The organism is Falsiroseomonas sp. HC035 (assembly GCF_050563525.1).
GTDB lineage: Bacteria > Pseudomonadota > Alphaproteobacteria > Acetobacterales > Acetobacteraceae > Falsiroseomonas.
In genome coordinates, this window is sequence record NZ_JBNXUN010000005.1 from 26,854 (window position 1) to 44,263 (window position 17,410).

General features: G+C 70.4%; 17 protein-coding genes. 11 read left to right on the forward strand and 6 right to left on the reverse strand.

Annotated features, from left to right (window positions below):
- Positions 1-93: 93 nt before the first annotated feature.
- The 3 genes from groES (at position 94) to ACLF3G_RS12590 (ending at position 2,639) form a co-directional block, all read left to right on the forward strand.
- Entirely contained in the window at positions 94-405 is a 312-nt protein-coding gene (gene groES / locus ACLF3G_RS12580) for a co-chaperone GroES (RefSeq protein WP_304814245.1), read from the forward strand.
- A gap of 98 nt (positions 406-503) precedes the next feature.
- Entirely contained in the window at positions 504-2,153 is a 1,650-nt protein-coding gene (gene groL / locus ACLF3G_RS12585) for a chaperonin GroEL (protein ID WP_430669725.1), read from the forward strand.
- A gap of 282 nt (positions 2,154-2,435) precedes the next feature.
- The gene (locus ACLF3G_RS12590) at positions 2,436-2,639 is read left to right on the forward strand and encodes a cold-shock protein (protein ID WP_430669726.1); all 204 of its coding nucleotides are present in this window, start codon (positions 2,436-2,438) and stop codon (positions 2,637-2,639) included.
- 35 nt (positions 2,640-2,674) lie between these two features.
- Here ACLF3G_RS12590 and ACLF3G_RS12595 read toward each other — a convergent pair whose 3' ends face one another.
- The gene (locus ACLF3G_RS12595; RefSeq protein ID WP_430669727.1) at positions 2,675-3,214 is read right to left on the reverse strand and encodes a hypothetical protein; all 540 of its coding nucleotides are present in this window, start codon (positions 3,212-3,214) and stop codon (positions 2,675-2,677) included.
- Between the two features lie 75 nt (positions 3,215-3,289).
- Between ACLF3G_RS12595 and ACLF3G_RS12600 the strand changes: the two genes are divergently transcribed.
- Genes ACLF3G_RS12600 through ACLF3G_RS12610 form a run of 3 tightly spaced genes read left to right on the forward strand, consistent with a single transcriptional unit; the run spans position 3,290 to position 6,383 of the window.
- Positions 3,290-4,246, forward strand: coding sequence for a threonine dehydratase (locus ACLF3G_RS12600; RefSeq protein WP_430669728.1), 957 nt, complete (start codon positions 3,290-3,292; stop codon positions 4,244-4,246).
- On the forward strand, positions 4,243-5,424 hold the full coding sequence (locus ACLF3G_RS12605) for an amidohydrolase family protein (protein ID WP_430669729.1): 1,182 nt from the start codon (positions 4,243-4,245) through the stop codon (positions 5,422-5,424). The genes ACLF3G_RS12600 and ACLF3G_RS12605 overlap by 4 nt, the downstream gene beginning before the upstream one ends.
- Positions 5,425-5,477: 53 nt before the next feature.
- Positions 5,478-6,383 carry an MBL fold metallo-hydrolase gene (locus ACLF3G_RS12610; protein WP_430669730.1) on the forward strand — a complete coding sequence of 302 codons (906 nt, stop codon included), beginning with the start codon at positions 5,478-5,480 and terminating at the stop codon, positions 6,381-6,383.
- On the opposite strand, the gene ACLF3G_RS12615 is transcribed toward ACLF3G_RS12610, so the two are convergent.
- From ACLF3G_RS12615 to ACLF3G_RS12630, 4 genes are all read right to left on the reverse strand, one after another.
- A complete protein-coding gene (locus ACLF3G_RS12615) occupies positions 6,376-7,032 on the reverse strand; it encodes a hypothetical protein (protein ID WP_430669731.1) in 657 nt (218 codons plus the stop codon). The two genes, ACLF3G_RS12610 and ACLF3G_RS12615, sit on opposite strands and share 8 nt — an antisense overlap.
- A gap of 51 nt (positions 7,033-7,083) precedes the next feature.
- The gene (locus tag ACLF3G_RS12620; RefSeq protein ID WP_430669732.1) at positions 7,084-7,515 is read right to left on the reverse strand and encodes a tellurite resistance TerB family protein; all 432 of its coding nucleotides are present in this window, start codon (positions 7,513-7,515) and stop codon (positions 7,084-7,086) included.
- Between the two features lie 58 nt (positions 7,516-7,573).
- A complete protein-coding gene (locus tag ACLF3G_RS12625; RefSeq protein ID WP_430670043.1) occupies positions 7,574-10,348 on the reverse strand; it encodes an ATP-dependent DNA helicase in 2,775 nt (924 codons plus the stop codon).
- Positions 10,349-10,514: 166 nt separating this feature from the next.
- Positions 10,515-11,525, reverse strand: coding sequence for an aspartate-semialdehyde dehydrogenase (locus tag ACLF3G_RS12630; RefSeq protein WP_430669733.1), 1,011 nt, complete (start codon positions 11,523-11,525; stop codon positions 10,515-10,517).
- A 190-nt stretch (positions 11,526-11,715) separates the two neighbouring features.
- Between ACLF3G_RS12630 and ACLF3G_RS12635 the strand changes: the two genes are divergently transcribed.
- The gene (locus ACLF3G_RS12635) at positions 11,716-13,335 is read left to right on the forward strand and encodes a lysine--tRNA ligase (RefSeq protein WP_430669734.1); all 1,620 of its coding nucleotides are present in this window, start codon (positions 11,716-11,718) and stop codon (positions 13,333-13,335) included.
- Positions 13,332-15,269 carry a lysylphosphatidylglycerol synthase domain-containing protein gene (locus ACLF3G_RS12640; RefSeq protein ID WP_430669735.1) on the forward strand — a complete coding sequence of 646 codons (1,938 nt, stop codon included), beginning with the start codon at positions 13,332-13,334 and terminating at the stop codon, positions 15,267-15,269. The genes ACLF3G_RS12635 and ACLF3G_RS12640 overlap by 4 nt, the downstream gene beginning before the upstream one ends.
- A gap of 10 nt (positions 15,270-15,279) precedes the next feature.
- Here ACLF3G_RS12640 and ACLF3G_RS12645 read toward each other — a convergent pair whose 3' ends face one another.
- Positions 15,280-15,924, reverse strand: coding sequence for a S24 family peptidase (locus ACLF3G_RS12645; RefSeq protein ID WP_430669736.1), 645 nt, complete (start codon positions 15,922-15,924; stop codon positions 15,280-15,282).
- 173 nt (positions 15,925-16,097) lie between these two features.
- Here ACLF3G_RS12645 and ACLF3G_RS12650 point away from each other — a divergent pair, with 173 nt between their 5' ends.
- From ACLF3G_RS12650 to ACLF3G_RS12660, 3 genes are all read left to right on the forward strand, one after another.
- Positions 16,098-16,523, forward strand: a complete 426-nt coding sequence (locus tag ACLF3G_RS12650) for a hypothetical protein (protein ID WP_430669737.1) — start codon at positions 16,098-16,100, stop codon at positions 16,521-16,523.
- 32 nt (positions 16,524-16,555) lie between these two features.
- Complete coding sequence (locus ACLF3G_RS12655) at positions 16,556-16,984, forward strand: hypothetical protein (protein WP_430669738.1); 429 nt, start codon at positions 16,556-16,558, stop codon at positions 16,982-16,984.
- Between the two features lie 164 nt (positions 16,985-17,148).
- A complete protein-coding gene (locus ACLF3G_RS12660) occupies positions 17,149-17,406 on the forward strand; it encodes a hypothetical protein (RefSeq protein WP_430669739.1) in 258 nt (85 codons plus the stop codon).
- Positions 17,407-17,410 lie beyond the last annotated feature (4 nt).

The window sequence follows — 17,410 nt, forward strand, 5'->3', positions numbered from 1 at the left end:
TCTGGGGGGAGTGCTAGCGGGCGCCAATCGGGTCCGTCGGCCGTGAAATCTCCGGAAGAGCTTGCCATCTTTTGGAAGCGACAGGAGAAGTCCATGGGCTTTCGTCCACTGCATGACCGCGTTCTCGTCCGCCGCGTGACGGCCGAAGAGAAGAGCAAGGGCGGCATCATCATCCCCGACACCGCCAAGGAGAAGCCGCAGGAAGGGGAAGTCATCTCCGTCGGCTCCGGCACCCTGAACGACAAGGGCGAACTCCGCGCCCTGGACGTCAAGGCCGGCGACCGCATCCTGTTCGGCAAGTGGTCGGGCACCGAAGTGAAGCTCGATGGCGAGGAGCTCCTCATCATGAAGGAGTCCGACATCATGGGCATCCTCGACACCCCTTCCGTGGCGAAGGCGGCCTGAGTCCCTTGGGCGGCGGCGCGGGACTCCGCGCCATGCCGCCCACCGGCCATCCGCACCTTCGCCTGGTCTCCTCAACGGAACGATAGGGAATAGAATACATGGCAGCGAAAGACGTTAAGTTCGGCGCCTCGGCGCGCGAGCGCATGATCCGTGGCGTGGACATCCTGGCCGACGCCGTGAAGGTGACGCTGGGCCCCAAGGGCCGCAACGTGGTCCTCGACAAGTCCTTCGGCGCCCCGCGCATCACCAAGGACGGTGTGACGGTCGCCAAGGAAATCGAGCTGGCCGACAAGTTCGAGAACATGGGCGCGCAGATGGTGCGCGAAGTGGCCTCGAAGACCAACGACACCGCCGGTGACGGCACGACCACCGCGACGGTGCTGGCCCAGGCCATCATCCGCGAGGGTGCCAAGGCCGTGGCCGCCGGCATGAACCCGATGGACCTGAAGCGCGGCATCGACAAGGCCGTGACGCAGATCGTCGCCGAGCTCGAGACCAAGACGAAGAAGATCACGACGTCCGCCGAAGTGGCGCAGGTCGGCACGCTCTCCGCCAATGGCGAGAACGAGATCGGCGAGATGATCGCCAAGGCGATGGAGAAGGTTGGCAACGAGGGTGTCATCACCGTCGAGGAAGCCAAGTCCATCCAGACCGAACTCGACGTCGTCGAGGGCATGCAGTTCGACCGCGGCTACGTCTCCCCGTACTTCATCACGAATGCGGAGAAGATGATCGCGGAGATGGAGAACCCCTACCTCCTCATCTTCGAGAAGAAGCTGTCCCAGCTGCAGCCGATGCTGCCGCTGCTCGAGGCCGTCGTGCAGTCCGGTCGCCCGCTGGTGATCGTGGCCGAGGACGTCGAGGGCGAGGCGCTCGCAACCCTGGTCGTGAACAAGCTGCGTGGTGGCCTGAAGATCGCCGCCGTCAAGGCGCCGGGCTTCGGTGATCGCCGCAAGGCGATGCTGGAAGACATCGCGATCCTGACCGGTGGCCAGGTGATTTCCGAAGACCTCGGCATCAAGCTCGAGAACGTGACGCTCGCCATGCTCGGCCGCGCCAAGCTCGTGAAGATCGAGAAGGAAAACACCACGATCGTCGACGGCGCCGGCGAGAAGACCGAGATCCAGGGCCGCTGCGAGCAGATCAAGGCGCAGATCGAGGAGACCACCTCGGACTACGACCGCGAGAAGCTGCAGGAGCGCCTGGCGAAGCTGGCCGGTGGCGTCGCCGTCATCCGCGTCGGCGGCTCGACCGAGGTCGAGGTGAAGGAGCGCAAGGATCGCGTCGACGACGCGCTGCATGCGACCCGCGCCGCGGTCCAGGAAGGCATCGTGCCGGGCGGCGGGACCGCGCTACTGCGCGCCTCCACCAACCTGCACACCCTGAAGGGTGCGAACAGCGACGAGCAGGTCGGCATCGAGATCGTTCGGCGCGCCATCCAGGCGCCGCTGAAGCAGATCGCCGAGAACGCCGGCAAGGACGGCGCCGTGGTGGCCGGTGAGGTGCTGCGTACCGATACCTACGAGTTCGGCTACGACGCCCAGAAGGACGAGTACAAGAACCTGGTGGAAGCCGGCATCATCGACCCGACCAAGGTCGTGCGCACGGCGCTGCAGGATGCGGCCTCTGTCGCATCGCTGCTGATCACCACCGAAGCCATGGTGGCCGAGCGGCCGGCGAAGGCTCCGGCCGGCGGCGGCGGTGGCGGCGGCGGCATGGGCGGCATGGGCGGCGACATGGATTTCTGATCGCTCCGCGATCAGGCTCCACGCTGAACGAAAAGGAGGCGGACCGAAAGGTCCGCCTCTTTTTTGTGCGTTGGGACATAATTCTGACAAGGGCGTGACCGCCTCGTCCTGGCTTTGACAGCCGATATACCGCTGCCCATGCTGGCCTTGTCATCGCGTACCGGCTTGCCTCGCCGTGCCTCCCGGACCATGCCCCGGGCCGCCTCCAGGTTCCGCCGCCGCATGGCCTGCCTGGGCGATGGTCGCCCAGGTCTGCTCGTCCAGGGAAGGAGCCCGGCTCGCATGGCGACTGGCACCGTGAAGTGGTTCAACGCGACGAAGGGCTTCGGCTTCATCGTCCCGCAGGATGGCGGGAAGGACGTTTTCGTCCACATCACCGCCGTGCAGAAGGCCGGCTTGCAAGGCCTCAACGAGGGCCAGCAGGTATCCTATGAGGTCGCGATGGAACGCGGCAAGGCGGCGGCCATCAACCTGCGTCCGTTGTGACAGGGCGGGCGGGGCACCACCCCGCCCGTTCCAATTCAGGCGTCGTCGTAGATGATGTTGATGGCGCCCAGTTCGCGCAGGCGCGCCTCCGCCGCCTGGCGTGTGGCTTCGTCCGGGGCGCGCAGACCGATCAGCGCACCATTGGTCGGCGGCGGTCGGGTTTCCTCGCCAGGCGTGTCGGAGACGGCGGCGGCCACGGCCTCGCCGGCGATGCCCGTCCCGGCTCCTGCGGCCGCCGCGGCCGCGACTGCCGGCAGCAGCGCGCCGCCCGTTGCGATCACCAGGCCCGCGGCACCCATCGCGGTGGCCGCCATCGCGGTGCCAACGGCGAGCTGACGGCGGTTGCGCAGGTCCGCCTCCTCCGGGTGCTCGTCCGGCGGGTTCAACGGCGCGTCTGTCTCCGTGGTGGCGGGCGGGGTCGTCGGGTCGTCCCGCTTCGCGCCTTCGGCGCGCAGCAGCCCGGCCGCGCGGTCGCGCGCGGCATCGTCGGCGAACTCACCCCAAACAACGGGCACCGCCTTGGCGGCATCCTGGCCCTGTCCGGTCCACTGGCTGCTGTCCACCGTGATGGCCATGGCGGAATCCTCCGTTAAGTTGCGTCACAGCGGAGAACGCCCTCCGCCGCCGATTGTTCCGAGAAAGGATGCCGCGTGTTCGACCTGCCCGCGCTGGAGGACGCCGCAAGGCTGGTCCACGCCGTGTTCCCGCCAACCCCGCAATTCGCCTGGCCTCTGCTCGCCACGCGCACCGGGGCGGAGGTCTGGGTGAAGCACGAGAACCACACGCCGACCGGCGCCTTCAAGGTGCGCGGCGGGCTGGTGTTCATGGAGCGGCTGAAGCGGGAACGGCCGCAGGTGCCGGGCATCATCTCCGCCACGCGGGGCAACCATGGGCAGTCGCTGGCCTATGCGGGGGCGCGGCTCGGGGTGGCGGTGACCATCGTCGTGCCGGTCGGCAACAGCGTTGAGAAGAACGCGGCGATGCGGGCGCAGGGCGCCAGACTGGTCGAACATGGCGCCGATTTCGACGCGGCGCGGGAGGAGGCGATGCGGCTGGCGGCGGTGGAGGGGCTGGAATTCGCACCCTCCTTCGCGCCGGATCTGGTGCGGGGTGTCGCCACTTATGCGCTGGAGCTTTTCCGGGCGGCCCCGCCGCTGGATTCGCTGTATGTGCCGATCGGGCTCGGCTCGGGCATCTGCGGCTGCATCATGGCGCGGAACCTGCTAGGCCTGTCGACCGAGATCATCGGCGTGCAGAGCACCGGCGCAGATTCCTACGCCCGCAGCGTCGCCGCGGGACGGGTGGTGACGACGGAACGGGCGGAGACCAACGCGGATGGCATGGCGACGCGGGTGCCGGATGCCGGCGCGCTGGCGATCATCGCGAAGGGCGCCGCGCGCATCGTGACGGTGAGGGATGACGAGGTTGCGGCGGCAATCCGCGCCTACTGGCAGGACACGCACAACCTGGCGGAGGGTGCCGGCGCGGCACCGCTGGCGGCCCTGATGCAGGAACGCGACCGCATGGCAGGGAAGCGCGTCGCCACCATCCTGTGCGGCGGCAACATAGACCTTGATCTGTTCCGGGACTGGGTGATGGCGCCATGAACGAACATCTGCTGCTGCGCAACTGCCGGCCAATGGGCGGCGCCGCCGTCGATATCATAGTCGCGGGCGACACCATTTCCGCCATTGGTGCGGGACTTGCCGCGCCGGACGGGGCCAAGCTTGAGGACGGGCAGGGCCTGCTGGCGCTGCCTGCCTTCGTGGAGGGGCATACCCATCTCGACAAGTCCCGCTGGGGCATGGGCTGGTGGACCAACGAGGTCGGGCCGCGACTGATCGACCGAATCGAGTCGGAGCGCGCCGCGCGTCACCACGGCTTCGACCCGGCCGCGCAATCGGCACGGCTGGCGGAGCAGTTCCTGGCCCGCGGCACCACCCGCATCCGCAGCTTCGCCGATGTCGATACGGAAATCGGCACCACCCATTCCGACGCACTGGTGGCGCTGCGTGAGGCGCTGCGTGGGCGGATGGACATCCAGGTGGTGGCCTTTCCGCAATCCGGCTTGCTGGTGCGGCCAGGGACGCTGGACCTGCTGGAACAGGCGCTGCGGAACGGCGCGGATATCGTCGGCGGGCTTGATCCCTCCGGCATCGACCGCGATCCGAAGGGGCATCTGGATGCGGTCTTTTCGCTCTCCGAGAGACACGGCAAGCCGCTGGACATCCACCTGCATGAGCCGGGGGAGTTGGGGGCCTTCGCGCTGGAGTTGACGATCGAACGGACGCTGGCGCTGGGCATGCAGGGGCGGGTGGTGATCAGCCACGGCTTCTGCCTGGGCGATGTGGCGCGTGCGCCGGCTTTGTATGCGGCTTTGGCGGAGGCCGGCATCGCCATCGCCACCACCGCGCCACCCTCCCGCGCCGTACCGTCCGTGAGAGCGGTGCGGGCGGCGGGCGGGAAGATCTTCGCGGGGAATGACGGCATCCGTGACACCTGGACCCCCTACAACATGCCGGACATGCTGCAGCGGGCCATGCTGGTCGGGCTGAAGAACGAGTTCCGGCGTGACGACGAAATCGCCTGGGCGCTCGCCACCGTCACGGAGTGGGCGGCGGAGGGCTGCGGGTTTGACCGGTACGGCCTGGTGCCGGGGGCGCGGGCCGATTTGGTGCTGGTGGAGGCGGAGACGGTGGCCGAGGCGGTGGTGGCCACGCCGCCGCGGCGGCTGGTGCTGAGCCATGGCCAGGTCATGGGGCGGGATGGCACGTTGGTACCGTAACGAACGGCTGTGCGGCTCCGCCGTTTCCTGCCCAGCGAGGGCAGGAGACGCCGATGAAGATCCACCATTTCGACCTGGGGCCATGCCGCCCGCTCGGCGGCCGGCTGATGGATGGAGTCAGCCCTGGCCTGGTGGCGCGCATCACCTGCCACTGCCTGCTGCTGGAGACGCCGGCACATGGGCTGGTGCTAGTCGATACCGGCTTCGGACTACGCGACACGATGCGTCCGACGCCGCGGCTGCCGGGGTGGAACCTGGCGCTGCTACGCGCCCGGATGGACCCGGAGCACACCGCGATCCGCCGCCTGAAGAAGCTGGGCTTCGCGCCGAGTGATGTGCGGCACATCGTGCTGACACATCTGGATTTCGACCATGCCGGCGGGCTGGTGGATTTCCCGCACGCGACCGTCCACCTGACGGCGGCCGAAGCCGAGGCGGCGACGGACCGGCGCAGCTTCCTCGACCGCACGCGCTGGCGGCCGGTGCAGTGGGGCGATACCGGGCGCTGGCAGCCGGTGGAGACGCGGCTCGGCCGGCGGGGCGGCGGCGAGACCTTCTTCGGCCTGCGCAACGTGCGGGAGATGCAGGGCCTTCCGCCCGAGATCCTGCTGGTGCCGCTGCCCGGCCATACGCCCGGCCATGCTGGCGTCGCGGTCAAGGGCGCGCGTGGCTGGATGTTGCATGCCGGTGACACCTACTTCAACCGGGACGAGGCGCATGGCGACGGCACGCCGCCGCCGCTGGTCGGTGCCTATGAGCGCTTCATGGCCGATGACATCACGGCGCAGCGCGAGAGCCTGGCGCGGCTGCGGCAGATGCTGCGCCAGCCAGTGGCCGACATCGCGGTGTTCTGCACCCACGACCCGGTCGAGTTCGTGGCGATGTCGGCCTGGAGCGAGAGCGACTACGCGCCGCCGATCGCAGCGGATGGCGGCGAGGCGGCCGCCGAGGTCAGTTGACGGCGAAGCAGTAGAACAGCCCGGCGCCGCCGGTGCTGCGAAAGGCTTCCATGGTGCAGCCGCGGGTGGGGTGGGAGGTGTTCCAGGATTTCGAGGAGGCGTCGTCGCGCAGCCCCTGCCTGTCGTGATGGCCGACCATCGCCGTGCCGTCCGCCTCGCCATGGGTCCAACTGCGGCAGGTGCGGTCCGGGGTGAATTCGAAGGCGGTGCCGTCCTCCTTCGAGCCGGTGAGGATGTCGTGGTTGTTCGGCTGCTCGCCACGGCCGGTCACCGGCATGCCGCGCTCGGTCAAGGCGGTCTCACGGGTCAGGTTGTTGGATTCGCCATGCAGGTCGGCGACGCTGCGGGCGATGATTTCGCCGCGCGCGTTGCGCCAGGGGCCGGCGCCGATGCGGTCGCGGGCGTTGATGGCGTTGGCGCCTTGGGTCGAGAGGTAGGCGCGCCAGGTCCGGCCCCCGGCGCCGGCCGCCTGGGCCAGGGACTGGCAATGCGCATCGGCGCCGGCCAGCCCGCCAAGGTCACCGCCGCGGCCAGGGTTGGCGCTGGTGATGAAGAAGCTCATCTCGGTGGGGGGCGTCTGGGCCTGCGCCGTGACGGCGACCGAGGCCAGCAGGGCGGCAGCGGCGGAAAGCCTGATCCAGCTTCGCATGGTGTTTTCTCCCGATGCCAAAGCCTGCCGCGTTTCCGCCGGAAGCGCGATTCAAATTACCTGGTAGCGGGCCTTGGCGGCGCGTTCGATGGCGCCGGCGATCAGGCGGTCGAGGTCGAGGCCGATGCGCAGGTCCTGCAGGAAGCGCAGTTCCTCCTGCGTCGCGTCGCCATCCGCCGCGCAGACCTCGCAGGCCAGCAGGTAGGCAGTCTCCCGCAGCCGCATCGGCAGGGTGTCGCGCAGCATCTCCATGGCACGGTCCAGGCCATCGGTGCGGCCGAGCAGGCGGGCGACGGTGTCCGTCACTGTCACGATGCCGGCGCTGTGGAAGTCGGCGAAGGCGGGCAGTTCCTGCACCATGCGGGACATCATGGCGAGTTCCGCATCCGACATCGGGCCATCGGCGACCGACATCAGCACCATGGCGCAGACCAGCGCCTCCTGCGCGCTGAAGCGGATGGTTTCGGCCGTGCGATGAGGCATGGAAGCGGACTCCAGTGAGGCGGGTGGATTGGTCACGCGGCGCGCCGCGCGGGTCAAGTCACGGGGTTGCGGGCGTCTCGTCCAGGAAAGCGCGCGTCTCCGCCACCGCATCGCGCAGGCCGAGGCGCCGCACCACCACGCCGGGCGGCAGGCCGGCCATCAGGCGAGAGGGGCAGGAGCGGTCGAGCAGGATGAAGACGCCCTTGTCATCGGCGCGGCGGATCAGCCGGCCGAAGGCCTGGCGCAGGCGGTGGCGGGCGATGGCGTCGTCGTAGGATTTCGGCTGGCCTTCGGACAGATGCGTCCGGCGTTCCCGGTGCAGGATGGAAGGCCGCGGCCAGGGCACGCGGTCGAAGACCAGCAGGCGCAGCGAGCGCCCCGGCACGTCCACGCCGTCCCGCATCGCATCTGTGCCGAGCAGGCAGGCGGCTTCCTCGGCGCGGAACACGTCAACCAGCGTGGCGTTGTCCATGGCATCCACGTGCTGGGCGTAGAGCGGGATGCCACGCTCCGCCAAAGGTTGGGCGATGCGGGACTGCACGTCGCGCAGGCGGCGGACGGCGGTGAACAGGCCGAGCGCGCCGCCGCCGGAGGCGGTGAACAGGGCGCGATAGGCGGCCGCGATCTGGGCCGGTTCGGTCTTGCTGACATCCTCCACCACGAAGGCGCGGGTGCGGCTCGCATAGTCGAAGGGGGAGGCGACGGCGGCGCGGATGGCCGGGTTGGGCAGGTGGGCGGCACCGGTACGGGCCTCGGCGGCGCGCCAGGCGGCTTCCGGGTCGTCCTCCGCCGCGCCGGTCTCGTCGCGCAGCGTGGCGGAGGTGATCAGCAGCCCATGCGCCGGGGCGGCGACGGCCATGGCGAAGGGCTGCGTCGGGTCCAGGTGGTGGCGGTGCATGCCGCAATCGACCTCGCGCCCCTCCCGCCGATCCAGCGCGAACCAGTCGACATAGTCGGGGCGGGTGCCGGGCGCACGGGGCGGTGCCGACAATGTGCCGAGCATGGCGGTCCAGGCGGTCAGCGGCATCAGCGCGCGGCGTTCCAGGCCCCGGCAGGCGGCCTCGATGCGGATGCGGTCGCCGACTTCCAGCTCCTCCGCCTCATCCTCCAGCCGCGCGGCCAGGCGGTCGTGCAAGGACTGGAGCGGGGTCTTCAGCCGGATGAGGCTTTCGGCGAGGGTCGCGGCGGCCTCGGCGACGGCCTCCGGCAGCGGGTGGATGTCGCATTCGATGCCGTAGCCAGCTTCCTCGTCCTTGGCGCGGGCGAGCACCTGGCGGCGGACGGATTGCAGAAAGCCTTCGGCGGTGGTGCGCGGATCGTCGCCATCGGACAGGCGGTTGGGCCAGCCTGGGGCGGGCAGGGCGCGGGCGGCCTGCAAAGCTTCCTCCAGCGGCAGCAGCAGGTCGGGGCGATCGCCGACCAGATCCTCCAGTCGGCGCGACAGGCCACGGGCGCGGGAACGCCCACCCTCGGCGCCAAGCAGCCAGCGGCGTAGTTCGGCGGCCTCGGCGCCGGTCAGGTCGGCGCTGAAGGCGGCGTCGGCGGCATCGAACAGGTGGTGGCCCTCGTCGAAGACCAGACGCAGCGGGCGCCCATCCTCCCCACCACCGAGCGCCGCCTGCACCATGACCAAGGCATGATTGGCGATGACGAGGGTGGCGCCGCGGGCGCGGCGGATGGAATGCTCGACGAAGCACTGCTTGTAGTGGCCGCAGGCGGAGTGGATGCACTCGCCGCGGCGGTCGGCCAGCGGCCAGACGGCGTGCGGGCCGAACAACTCGGTCAGCCAGCCGGGGAAGTCGCCGCCCATCAGGTCGCCATCCCGCGTCGCCAGCGCCCAGCGCGCGACCAGCGCCAGCGGCAGCAGCGCCCCGGCCATGCCGGCGGCGCCAACGGCTTCCTCCATGTTCAGGAGACACAGATAATTCTCGCGGCCCTTGCGCACGACGATGCGGCGGCGGCGCTCGGCGGGTTCCGGGTAGAGGCGGGCGGTTTCCTGGTCGATCTGGCGTTGCAGGTTGCGGGTGAAGGTGGAGATCCAGACCGGGGCGCCGTTGCGCTCCGCCCACAGGCTGGCCGGCGCCACGTAGCCCAGCGTCTTGCCGGTGCCGGTGCCGGCCTCCGCCAGCACCAGGTTGGGCGCGCCACGGGTCTCCCGCGCCTCGAATGCGGCAGAGGCGGCGGAGGCATAGTCGGATTGCTGCGGGCGCTGCTCGGCGCCGTCGCCCAGGATCTCCGCAAGGCGGCGGCGGGCATCGGCGGAGGTGACGGGATGGGCGGAGGGCGGCGGCGGCGGCGCCACCTCCTCCCAGTCCGGCAGGCGGCGCCAGACCTTCAACGGGTCGAGCGAGGGGCGGGCCTGCTGGCCGAGGGCGGCGAGGATGGAATCGGCCCAGGGCCAGTTGCCATCGGCGCCGAGCTTGGCGGCCAGCGCGGCGGCGTCGCGGTTCAGCGGCGCGTTGCGGCCGGCGGCCAGGTGGCGGAGCAGGGCGGTGGCGAGATCCGGCAGCAGGGCGGCCATCGCCTCGTCATCGGCCGGCGGGTCGCGGTCCAGCGCGATGGCGAGACCGCGCGGGGTTGGGGCGGCGGGGCGCGCGGGCTGGCAGAAGGCGAACAGCTCCAGCAGGTCGCAGGCCGGGAAGGCGCCGATGCCGAGGCGCTTCGCGGTGGCGGGAGCGTGCACCACCATTGGTGGCGGCATGTCGCGCAGCCGCCGGCCGATCTCGAGGGCGGAGCCGGTGAACAACTCGCCATCCGGGGTCAGCAGGGTACCGCGGCCGAAGCCGGCGATCAGCGCCGGGCTGTCGGGCAGCAGCAGGCGTGGCTGGACCATGGCTGTCGTGGCGATGGCGCGGGGGGTGGTGCCATCGGCACGACGGCCTGACATCACGTGCCCTGTTCGGGGAATCGGCTCATGCCGCCAATGTGGCGGCATGAGCGGCGGGAACAAAGGGCGAAACCCAGGATAGGCCGCGATTCATGCGCGCGGCCGGTGGATTTCAGGCCGGGACCGCCAGCGCCGGCAGCCATTCCGCGATCTGCACCGCGTTCAGCGCGGCGCCCTTCAGCAACTGGTCGCCGCACAGGAACAGGTCCAGCCCACGGTCGCCGAAGACCGGGTTGGCGCGGATGCGGCCGGCCTCGACATCGTCCTGGCCGGTGGCGGTCAGCGGCATCGGGTAGAGGTTCTTCGAGACATCATCGACCAGCTTCACGCCGGCGGCTCGGCGCAGCACGTCCCGCGCCGCCTCGGCCGTGACAGGGCGCTCGGTCTCGATGGTCACGGACTCGCCGTGCACGCGCATGGTCGGGATGCGGATGGCGGTGCAGGAGATCAGCAGCTCCGGCAGGCCCATGATCTTCCGGGTCTCCCAGACCACCTTCATTTCCTCCCGCGTGTAGGCATTGGGCTGGAAGCTGTCGATGTGCGGGATGACGTTGAAGGCGAGCGGGTGGGCGAAGACTTCGGCGCGGGCCGGCTGGCCCTCGACCAGCACGCGCCGCGTCTCCCGCTCCAGCTCCGCCATGCCCTCCGCCCCGGCGCCGGAGGCGGCCTGGTAGGTGGAGACGATGACGCGCTTCAGGCCGAAGGCGGCGTGCAGCGGGGCGAGCGCGACGACCAGGATCGCGGTGGTGCAGTTCGGGTTGGCGATCAACCGGGCCTCGCCGAGTGCCTGGGCGTTCACCTCCGGCACCACCAGCGGCACGGCGTCGTCCAGCCGGAAGGCGGAGGAATTGTCCACCACGGTGACGCCGGCAGCGACCAGCCCGGGGGCATGCGCCTTGGCGAAGTCGCCGGAGACGGCGAGCAGGGCGAGGTCCAGGTCGCTCGCGGCGGCCTGGGAGAATTCCTCGATCGCGATGTCGCCGAAGGGCGTGGGCAGCACCGTGCCGGCGCTGCGGCCGGAGGCGAAGAGGCGGAGTTTCGTCACCGGGAAGCGACGCCGCCCAAGGACCTCCACCAATTCCCGCCCCACCGCTCCGGTGGCGCCGATCACACCGACACGCATCGCACGCTGCTCCTGCCATCAAGGATGCTGGGCATCTAGCGCAAAGTGCGGGCGCTGTCAGGCGTCCGCGGCACGCTGGCGGCTGCAACCAAGGCGGGTATATTGGGCGCCGGGCCGGGCGGTGCCCTCGCCTGGATAGCACGCGCCTTCTATAAGGCCGCGTTGCCCGCAGCCCGAGGTGCCGACCCGCATGTCCGTCGATTTCGCCGCAGCCAAGGCCTGGCCCTTCGAGGAAGCGCGCAAGGTCGCCCTGCGGGTGAAAGCCTCGGCGAAGGGGGAGGCGCTGTTCGAGACCGGCTATGGCCCCTCCGGCCTGCCGCATATCGGCACCTTCGGGGAGGTGGCGCGCACCACCTGGGTACGGCGCGCCTTCGAGGCGCTGACGGGCCTGCCGACCCGGCTGGTCGCCTTCAGCGATGACATGGACGGCCTCCGCAAGGTGCCAGACAACGTGCCGAACCGGGAGATGCTGGCGGGCTTCCTGGGGCGGCCGGTCACCGCCGTGCCCGACCCCTTCGGCACGCATGAGAGCTTCGGCCACCACAACAATGCCCGGCTGCGGGCCTTCCTCGACCGCTTCGGCTTCGAATACGAATTCGCCTCCTCCTCGGACTACTACCGCTCAGGGCGCTTCGATGCGGCGCTGCTGCGGATGGCGGAGCGGCATGAGGCGGTGCGGGAGGTGATCCTGCCGACGCTCGGCCCGGAGCGCCGCGGCACCTATTCGCCCTTCCTGCCGATCCACCCGAAGACGGGCGTGGTCATGCAGGTGCCGATGGAGGAGGTGCGGCCGGGCGAGGATCTGCTGGTCTGGGTCGATCCGGAAACCGGGGAACGGCACGGCACGCGGATCACCGGCGGGCACTGCAAGGCGCAGTGGAAGGCGGACTGGGCGCTGCGCTGGTTCGCGCTCGGCGTGGACTACGAGATGTCGGGCAAGGATCTGATCGACAGCGTCAAGCTCTCCTCCCGCATCTGCAAGGTGCTGGGCGGCGAGCCGCCGATCGGCTTCACCTATGAGCTGTTCCTCGACGAGGACGGCCACAAGATCAGCAAGTCCAAGGGCAACGGGCTGACCATCGACGAGTGGCTGCACTATGCGCCGCCCGAATCCCTGGCGCAGTTCATGTACAACCAGCCGGGCCGCGCCAAGCGCCTGCATTTCGACGTCATCCCGCGCGCCGTCGACGAATACGTGCAGAACCTGGACCGCCTGCGCGCGGCGCCGGGGCCGGACAACCCGGCCTGGCATATCCATGGCGGGCCGACCAACGATCCGGGCACGCCGGTGTCGTTCACCATGCTGATGAACCTGGCCAGCGTCATCAACGCCGATGCGCCGGAGATGCTGTGGGGCTTCCTGCGCCGCTACGCGCCGGATGCGAGCGGCGAGACGCATCCGCTGCTGGCGCGGCTGGTCGAGCACGCGGTGGCCTACTACCGCGACCGCGTCGCCCCCACCAAGCAGCACCGCGCCGCGACCGAGGCGGAGCGCCCGGCCTTCGAGGCGCTGGCCGCCGCGCTGCGGGCGCAGCTTGCCGAGCTGGAGGCGCTGGCGCCGGACGAGCAGGCGCGCGCCATCCAGGACATCGTCTATGACGCCGGGCGTCGGGAGCCATTCCTGGAACCCGCCAAGGACGGCCGCATGGGCGTCTCGCGGGCCTGGTTCAACGCGCTGTACCAGGTGCTGCTGGGCCAGCCGGAGGGGCCGCGCTTCGGCGGCTTCGTGGCGCTGTACGGGATCGCTGGCACCATCGGGCTGATCGAGGCCGCGCTGCAGCGGCAGGATGCGGACGGCGCCGCCGCATGAAGCGCCTTTGGGGCCTGGTTCGCCGGCATGGCGTGGCCGGCTTCGGGCTGCTGCTGCTCGCCGCCGCCATCTGGGTGGTACAGCATGAATTCCGCAGCCTTTCGGTGGCGGATATCCAGACCTCCCTCGCCGCGATCTCGACCACGACGCTGTGGATCGCGGTGGGGTGGACGCTGCTCGCCTATGCGGTGCTGACGATCTACGACCGGCTCGGCAGCGTCTATGCCGGGCATCCGGTCAGCTATGCGCGCACCTCGCTGGCGTCCTTCTGCGCCTATACGCTGGCGCACAATCTGGGCTTCGCGGCGGTGTCGGGCGCCGCGGTGCGCTATCGCTTCTATGCCGCCTGGGGGCTGCCGCCGCTGGCGATCGCCAAGGTGGTGGCCTTCACCAGCTTGACCTTCGGACTTGGCGGCTTCGCGCTGGGCGGGCTGGTGCTGGTGGTGGAGCCGGAGGTGGTGCCGGGCCTCGGCGAGCATGTGCCGCATTGGGCGATGCGGATCGTCGGGCTGGCGATGTGGGCGACCGTGATCGCCTACGTCACGATGTCCCGTCTTCGGTCCCACGTCACCATCTTCAAGTACCGCATCGACCTGCCGGGCTTCCGCATGGCGGTGGCGCAGACGGTGCTGGCGAGCGTCGATGTCGCGGTCACGGCGATGATCTTCTACGTGCTGCTGCCGCCGGCGGAGGGACTGACCTTCCTGCGCTTCCTCGGCATCTATGTCGCGGCCTACACCGCCGGCATCGCCGCCAGCCTGCCGGGCGGCATCGGCGTGTTCGATGGCGCCATCCTGATCGGCCTGCAGCCCTGGCTGACGCCGGCGCAGGTGGTCGGCGCGCTGCTGCTGTTCCGACTGTACTACTACATCGTGCCGCTGTTCCTGGCCGGCATCCTGTTTGCCGGCTTCGAGATCGCGCAGCGCCGCCACGCGCTGAAGCGCTTCGCCACGGAACAGGGCGTGACGGATGCGCTGGAAGTGCCGGTGATCGCAGGCCTGGTGGGCCTCGGCGGGGCGCTGCTGATCTTCGTTGGCGCGCTGCCGGCGCAGGGCACGGCGGTGGCGGAATGGGCGGGGTATGAGGCGGCGGTCGCCTCCCACTTTGCGGCCTCGCTGATCGGGTCGCTGCTGCTGGTGATGGGCTACGGGCTGCTGCGACGGCTGACGCTGGCCTGGGGCACCGGCATCGCGCTGCTGCTGACCGGCGCGCTGATCTGCTGGCTGCGGGCCGATGGCTGGTGGCTGTGGGGCGCCTTCCTGCTGGTGGCCGGGCTGCTGGCGGCGATGCGCAGCGCCTTCTACCGCACCGCGCGTCTGATGACGGAACCGCTGGCCGGTTCGACGCTGCTGCCGCTGGTGGTGGTGGGGCTGTGCGCGCTGATGCTCGCGCTGGTCAGCTATGGCGGCAAGGTTGCAGGCGACAGCTGGTGGGGCGTGGTGGTCTCGCCGCTGGCGCCGGACAGCCTGCGCTTTTCCGTGGGCCTCGCGGCGGTGCTGCTGCTGGTGGCGGCGGTGCGGCTGCTGCGCCCTGCGCGGCTGCAGCCGGTGCCCTGGGACGCCGAGGTCCGGGCGCGGCTCAAGGGGCTGGGGGCGGAGGCGCCGGAGATCGCCGATGGCGCGGTGTTCGGCGAGGCCGGCCGCGCCGGCTTCGGCTTCGTCCGCCGCAACGGCATCTGGCTGGCGCTCGGCGACCCGGCGGGGGAGGAGCGGGACCGCGTTTCCGCCATCTGGCGCTTTCGCGACATGTGCGAGCGGGAGGGCGTGGATGCCGCCTTCTGGCGCGTCGGGCCGGGGCTGCTGCGGGTCTATGGCGATATCGGGCTGACGGCCTTCCCGATCGGCGCACCGAAGCCGGGCGACGGGCCGCGCTTCCTGGCCTGCCGGGCGGAGAAGGACCTGGAAACGCTGGCGCCGCTGCTGCCGGGGCGGTAGGCGGCGATGCCTACTGCGTTGCCCAGATGATGCGGTGCATCCACGCAAGCTCTGCCAGGTCGAAGCTGTAGTTCGGATGCGCTGGGTTCAGGCTGGCCAGTTCGACCCGGCGGGCGGATTGGCGCAGCAACTGCTTGGCCATCACCTCCCCGGCGCGGGTGCGGACCACCACGCGGTCGCCGCGTCGCACCGGGGCGCCGGGGGAGACGATGACGACGTCGCCATCGCGGAACACCGGCTCCATGCTCTCGCCGCTGATTTCCAGCGCGTAGGCGTTCGGGTCCGGCACGTCGGGCACTGAGATCTCGTCCCAGCCGCCGCCGACCGGATAGCCGCCATCGTCGAAGAACCCCTCGCTGCCGGCCTGGGCCAGGCCGATCAGCGGGATGCGTCGGGCGATGGCGCTGCGGCCGCGGGACAGGGCAGGGGCGCCGGTGACGAGGGAGGCGAAGGCCTCGAAGCCCGTGCCGGTGGCGGCCAGAACCTTCGCGACGCTTTCGGTGGAGGGCCAGCGGGCGCGGCCATCGACACCGGTGCGTTTGGACGGGTTGAAGGCGGTGGCGTCCAGCCCGGCGCGGCGGGCCAGGCCGGAGGCGGAGAGCCCATGTTCGGCGGCGAGCGCATCGATTGCCCGCCAGACATCCTCGTGCCGCATGGATGCGGATTTCCCTGTTCGTTACAGGCGACCTGCGCCTGCTCTGGGTGATCCATCCTAGGTTTCGAGTCGGGAGGCAATAGGAACCATATCCTTGCAACCGTAGATGGAACGGTCTAGAAAGCTATTGTTCCTGTTTTGTTCAGGAACTAGCCCTCGAGGACCCCCGAGATATGTCCATCGCCCCCCGCCACGCCCCCGTCCTGGCCAGCCTGGACCGCGCGCAACCGTTCGCCTCCGCCGAGGATGCCTGGTTCTGGACCATGGCGGCGCTGACCGCCCGGCGCGACGGCGCGCGCCTCGGCGCCGGGCGCGGCCTGGTGGTGCGGCCCTGCGAGCCGGATGACGTGGTGAAGTGCCTGGACCGGCTCTACCGCCAGCGCCGCATCGACCTGGCGCATGCCCGCATCCTGCGTATCTGGGGCGAGCGGCATGAATCTCCCAGCCCGCGCATTCCGACCGAGGCCGGCGACCTGCGGCTGTGGCGCGAGGCGATGGAGCGGCTGGACTTTCCGCTGCGTGCCAAGGGGATCGTCGGCGGTCCGCCCCGCGGATTGCCGGAAGGCGAGGTGGTGGCGTTCCGGGGGCGTGTGGCATGACCGGCGCAACCTTGAACGGCGCGACCAAACCCTTGTCCACGCACCGCCTGGCGCATCGGCGGGTGACGGATGCAACGGGGCAGACCGTGTGGGTCGCCTTCGGCGGCGGCGCCGACCAGCCCTGGCTGCACCTGCTGCGGCCCGGCTTCAGGCATTGTTTCGCAGCACTCGGCGATGAGGCCGGATGGACGGTGCTGGAGCCGCTGTCGGGCCGCTTGCTGGTGGCACGCCTGCCGGTGCCGGGCGGCTTCGACCTGCCCAGCTTCTATCGCCGCGCCGGGTTGCGCGTGCTCGGCCCCTTCATCCCGGCGGAGGCGGCGCCCCGCAGCCTGCCGCCGCTGGCACCGTTCACCTGCGTGGCGCTGTGCCGCGCGCTGCTGGGGCCGGCGGCACCGCGGGCCTGGACGCCGTTCCAGCTGTTCCGCGAGCTGGGCGGAAAGGAATATAATCAGGAAAAATAGGAATAAATATTGACGCCGCGCGGCATCCGGCTTATCAAGCCCCTGCCACGGGGCGAGTTGCGCTCCACGACATCCTCCTCTCCCGGTCCTCAAACTCCGACCCGTCCGGCCTTGCCGGGCGGGTCTTTTTGTTGGGGCCCCCTCTCAAGCCGAAGGAAGCGCGCATGGGTGGCCTGTTCAAGGCGCCGAAGCCGGCCGTGTCCGCCGCGGATGCCAGCGTCGCCGCCAGCCAGGCGGCCCAGGGGGCGGCCGCGCAGGCGGCCGCTACCGAAGCCGCCGCGGAGGAAACCGCCCGCCAGGCTAGGCTGCGGGCGCTGGAACGCGCACGCCGCGGCGTGTCCGGCACCATCGCCACCTCCGCCCGCGGAGTGCTGGACCCGGCGCCAGGCTTCGCCGCCCGCAAGACGCTGCTGGGCGAGTGAGCGC

Coding starts and splice junctions, on each gene's coding strand:
- ACLF3G_RS12615 (WP_430669731.1), bottom strand. CDS start 7,032: ATGCGAAGCTGGATCAGGCTTTCCGCCGCTGCCGCCCTGCTGGCCTCG.
- ACLF3G_RS12610 (WP_430669730.1), top strand. CDS start 5,478: ATGAAGATCCACCATTTCGACCTGGGGCCATGCCGCCCGCTCGGCGGC.
- ACLF3G_RS12640 (WP_430669735.1), top strand. CDS start 13,332: ATGAAGCGCCTTTGGGGCCTGGTTCGCCGGCATGGCGTGGCCGGCTTC.
- ACLF3G_RS12635 (WP_430669734.1), top strand. CDS start 11,716: ATGTCCGTCGATTTCGCCGCAGCCAAGGCCTGGCCCTTCGAGGAAGCG.
- ACLF3G_RS12605 (WP_430669729.1), top strand. CDS start 4,243: ATGAACGAACATCTGCTGCTGCGCAACTGCCGGCCAATGGGCGGCGCC.
- ACLF3G_RS12630 (WP_430669733.1), bottom strand. CDS start 11,525: ATGCGTGTCGGTGTGATCGGCGCCACCGGAGCGGTGGGGCGGGAATTG.
- ACLF3G_RS12660 (WP_430669739.1), top strand. CDS start 17,149: ATGGGTGGCCTGTTCAAGGCGCCGAAGCCGGCCGTGTCCGCCGCGGAT.
- ACLF3G_RS12625 (WP_430670043.1), bottom strand. CDS start 10,348: ATGGTCCAGCCACGCCTGCTGCTGCCCGACAGCCCGGCGCTGATCGCC.
- groES (WP_304814245.1), top strand. CDS start 94: ATGGGCTTTCGTCCACTGCATGACCGCGTTCTCGTCCGCCGCGTGACG.
- ACLF3G_RS12595 (WP_430669727.1), bottom strand. CDS start 3,214: ATGGCCATCACGGTGGACAGCAGCCAGTGGACCGGACAGGGCCAGGAT.
- ACLF3G_RS12590 (WP_430669726.1), top strand. CDS start 2,436: ATGGCGACTGGCACCGTGAAGTGGTTCAACGCGACGAAGGGCTTCGGC.
- ACLF3G_RS12620 (WP_430669732.1), bottom strand. CDS start 7,515: ATGCCTCATCGCACGGCCGAAACCATCCGCTTCAGCGCGCAGGAGGCG.
- ACLF3G_RS12645 (WP_430669736.1), bottom strand. CDS start 15,924: ATGCGGCACGAGGATGTCTGGCGGGCAATCGATGCGCTCGCCGCCGAA.
- ACLF3G_RS12650 (WP_430669737.1), top strand. CDS start 16,098: ATGTCCATCGCCCCCCGCCACGCCCCCGTCCTGGCCAGCCTGGACCGC.
- groL (WP_430669725.1), top strand. CDS start 504: ATGGCAGCGAAAGACGTTAAGTTCGGCGCCTCGGCGCGCGAGCGCATG.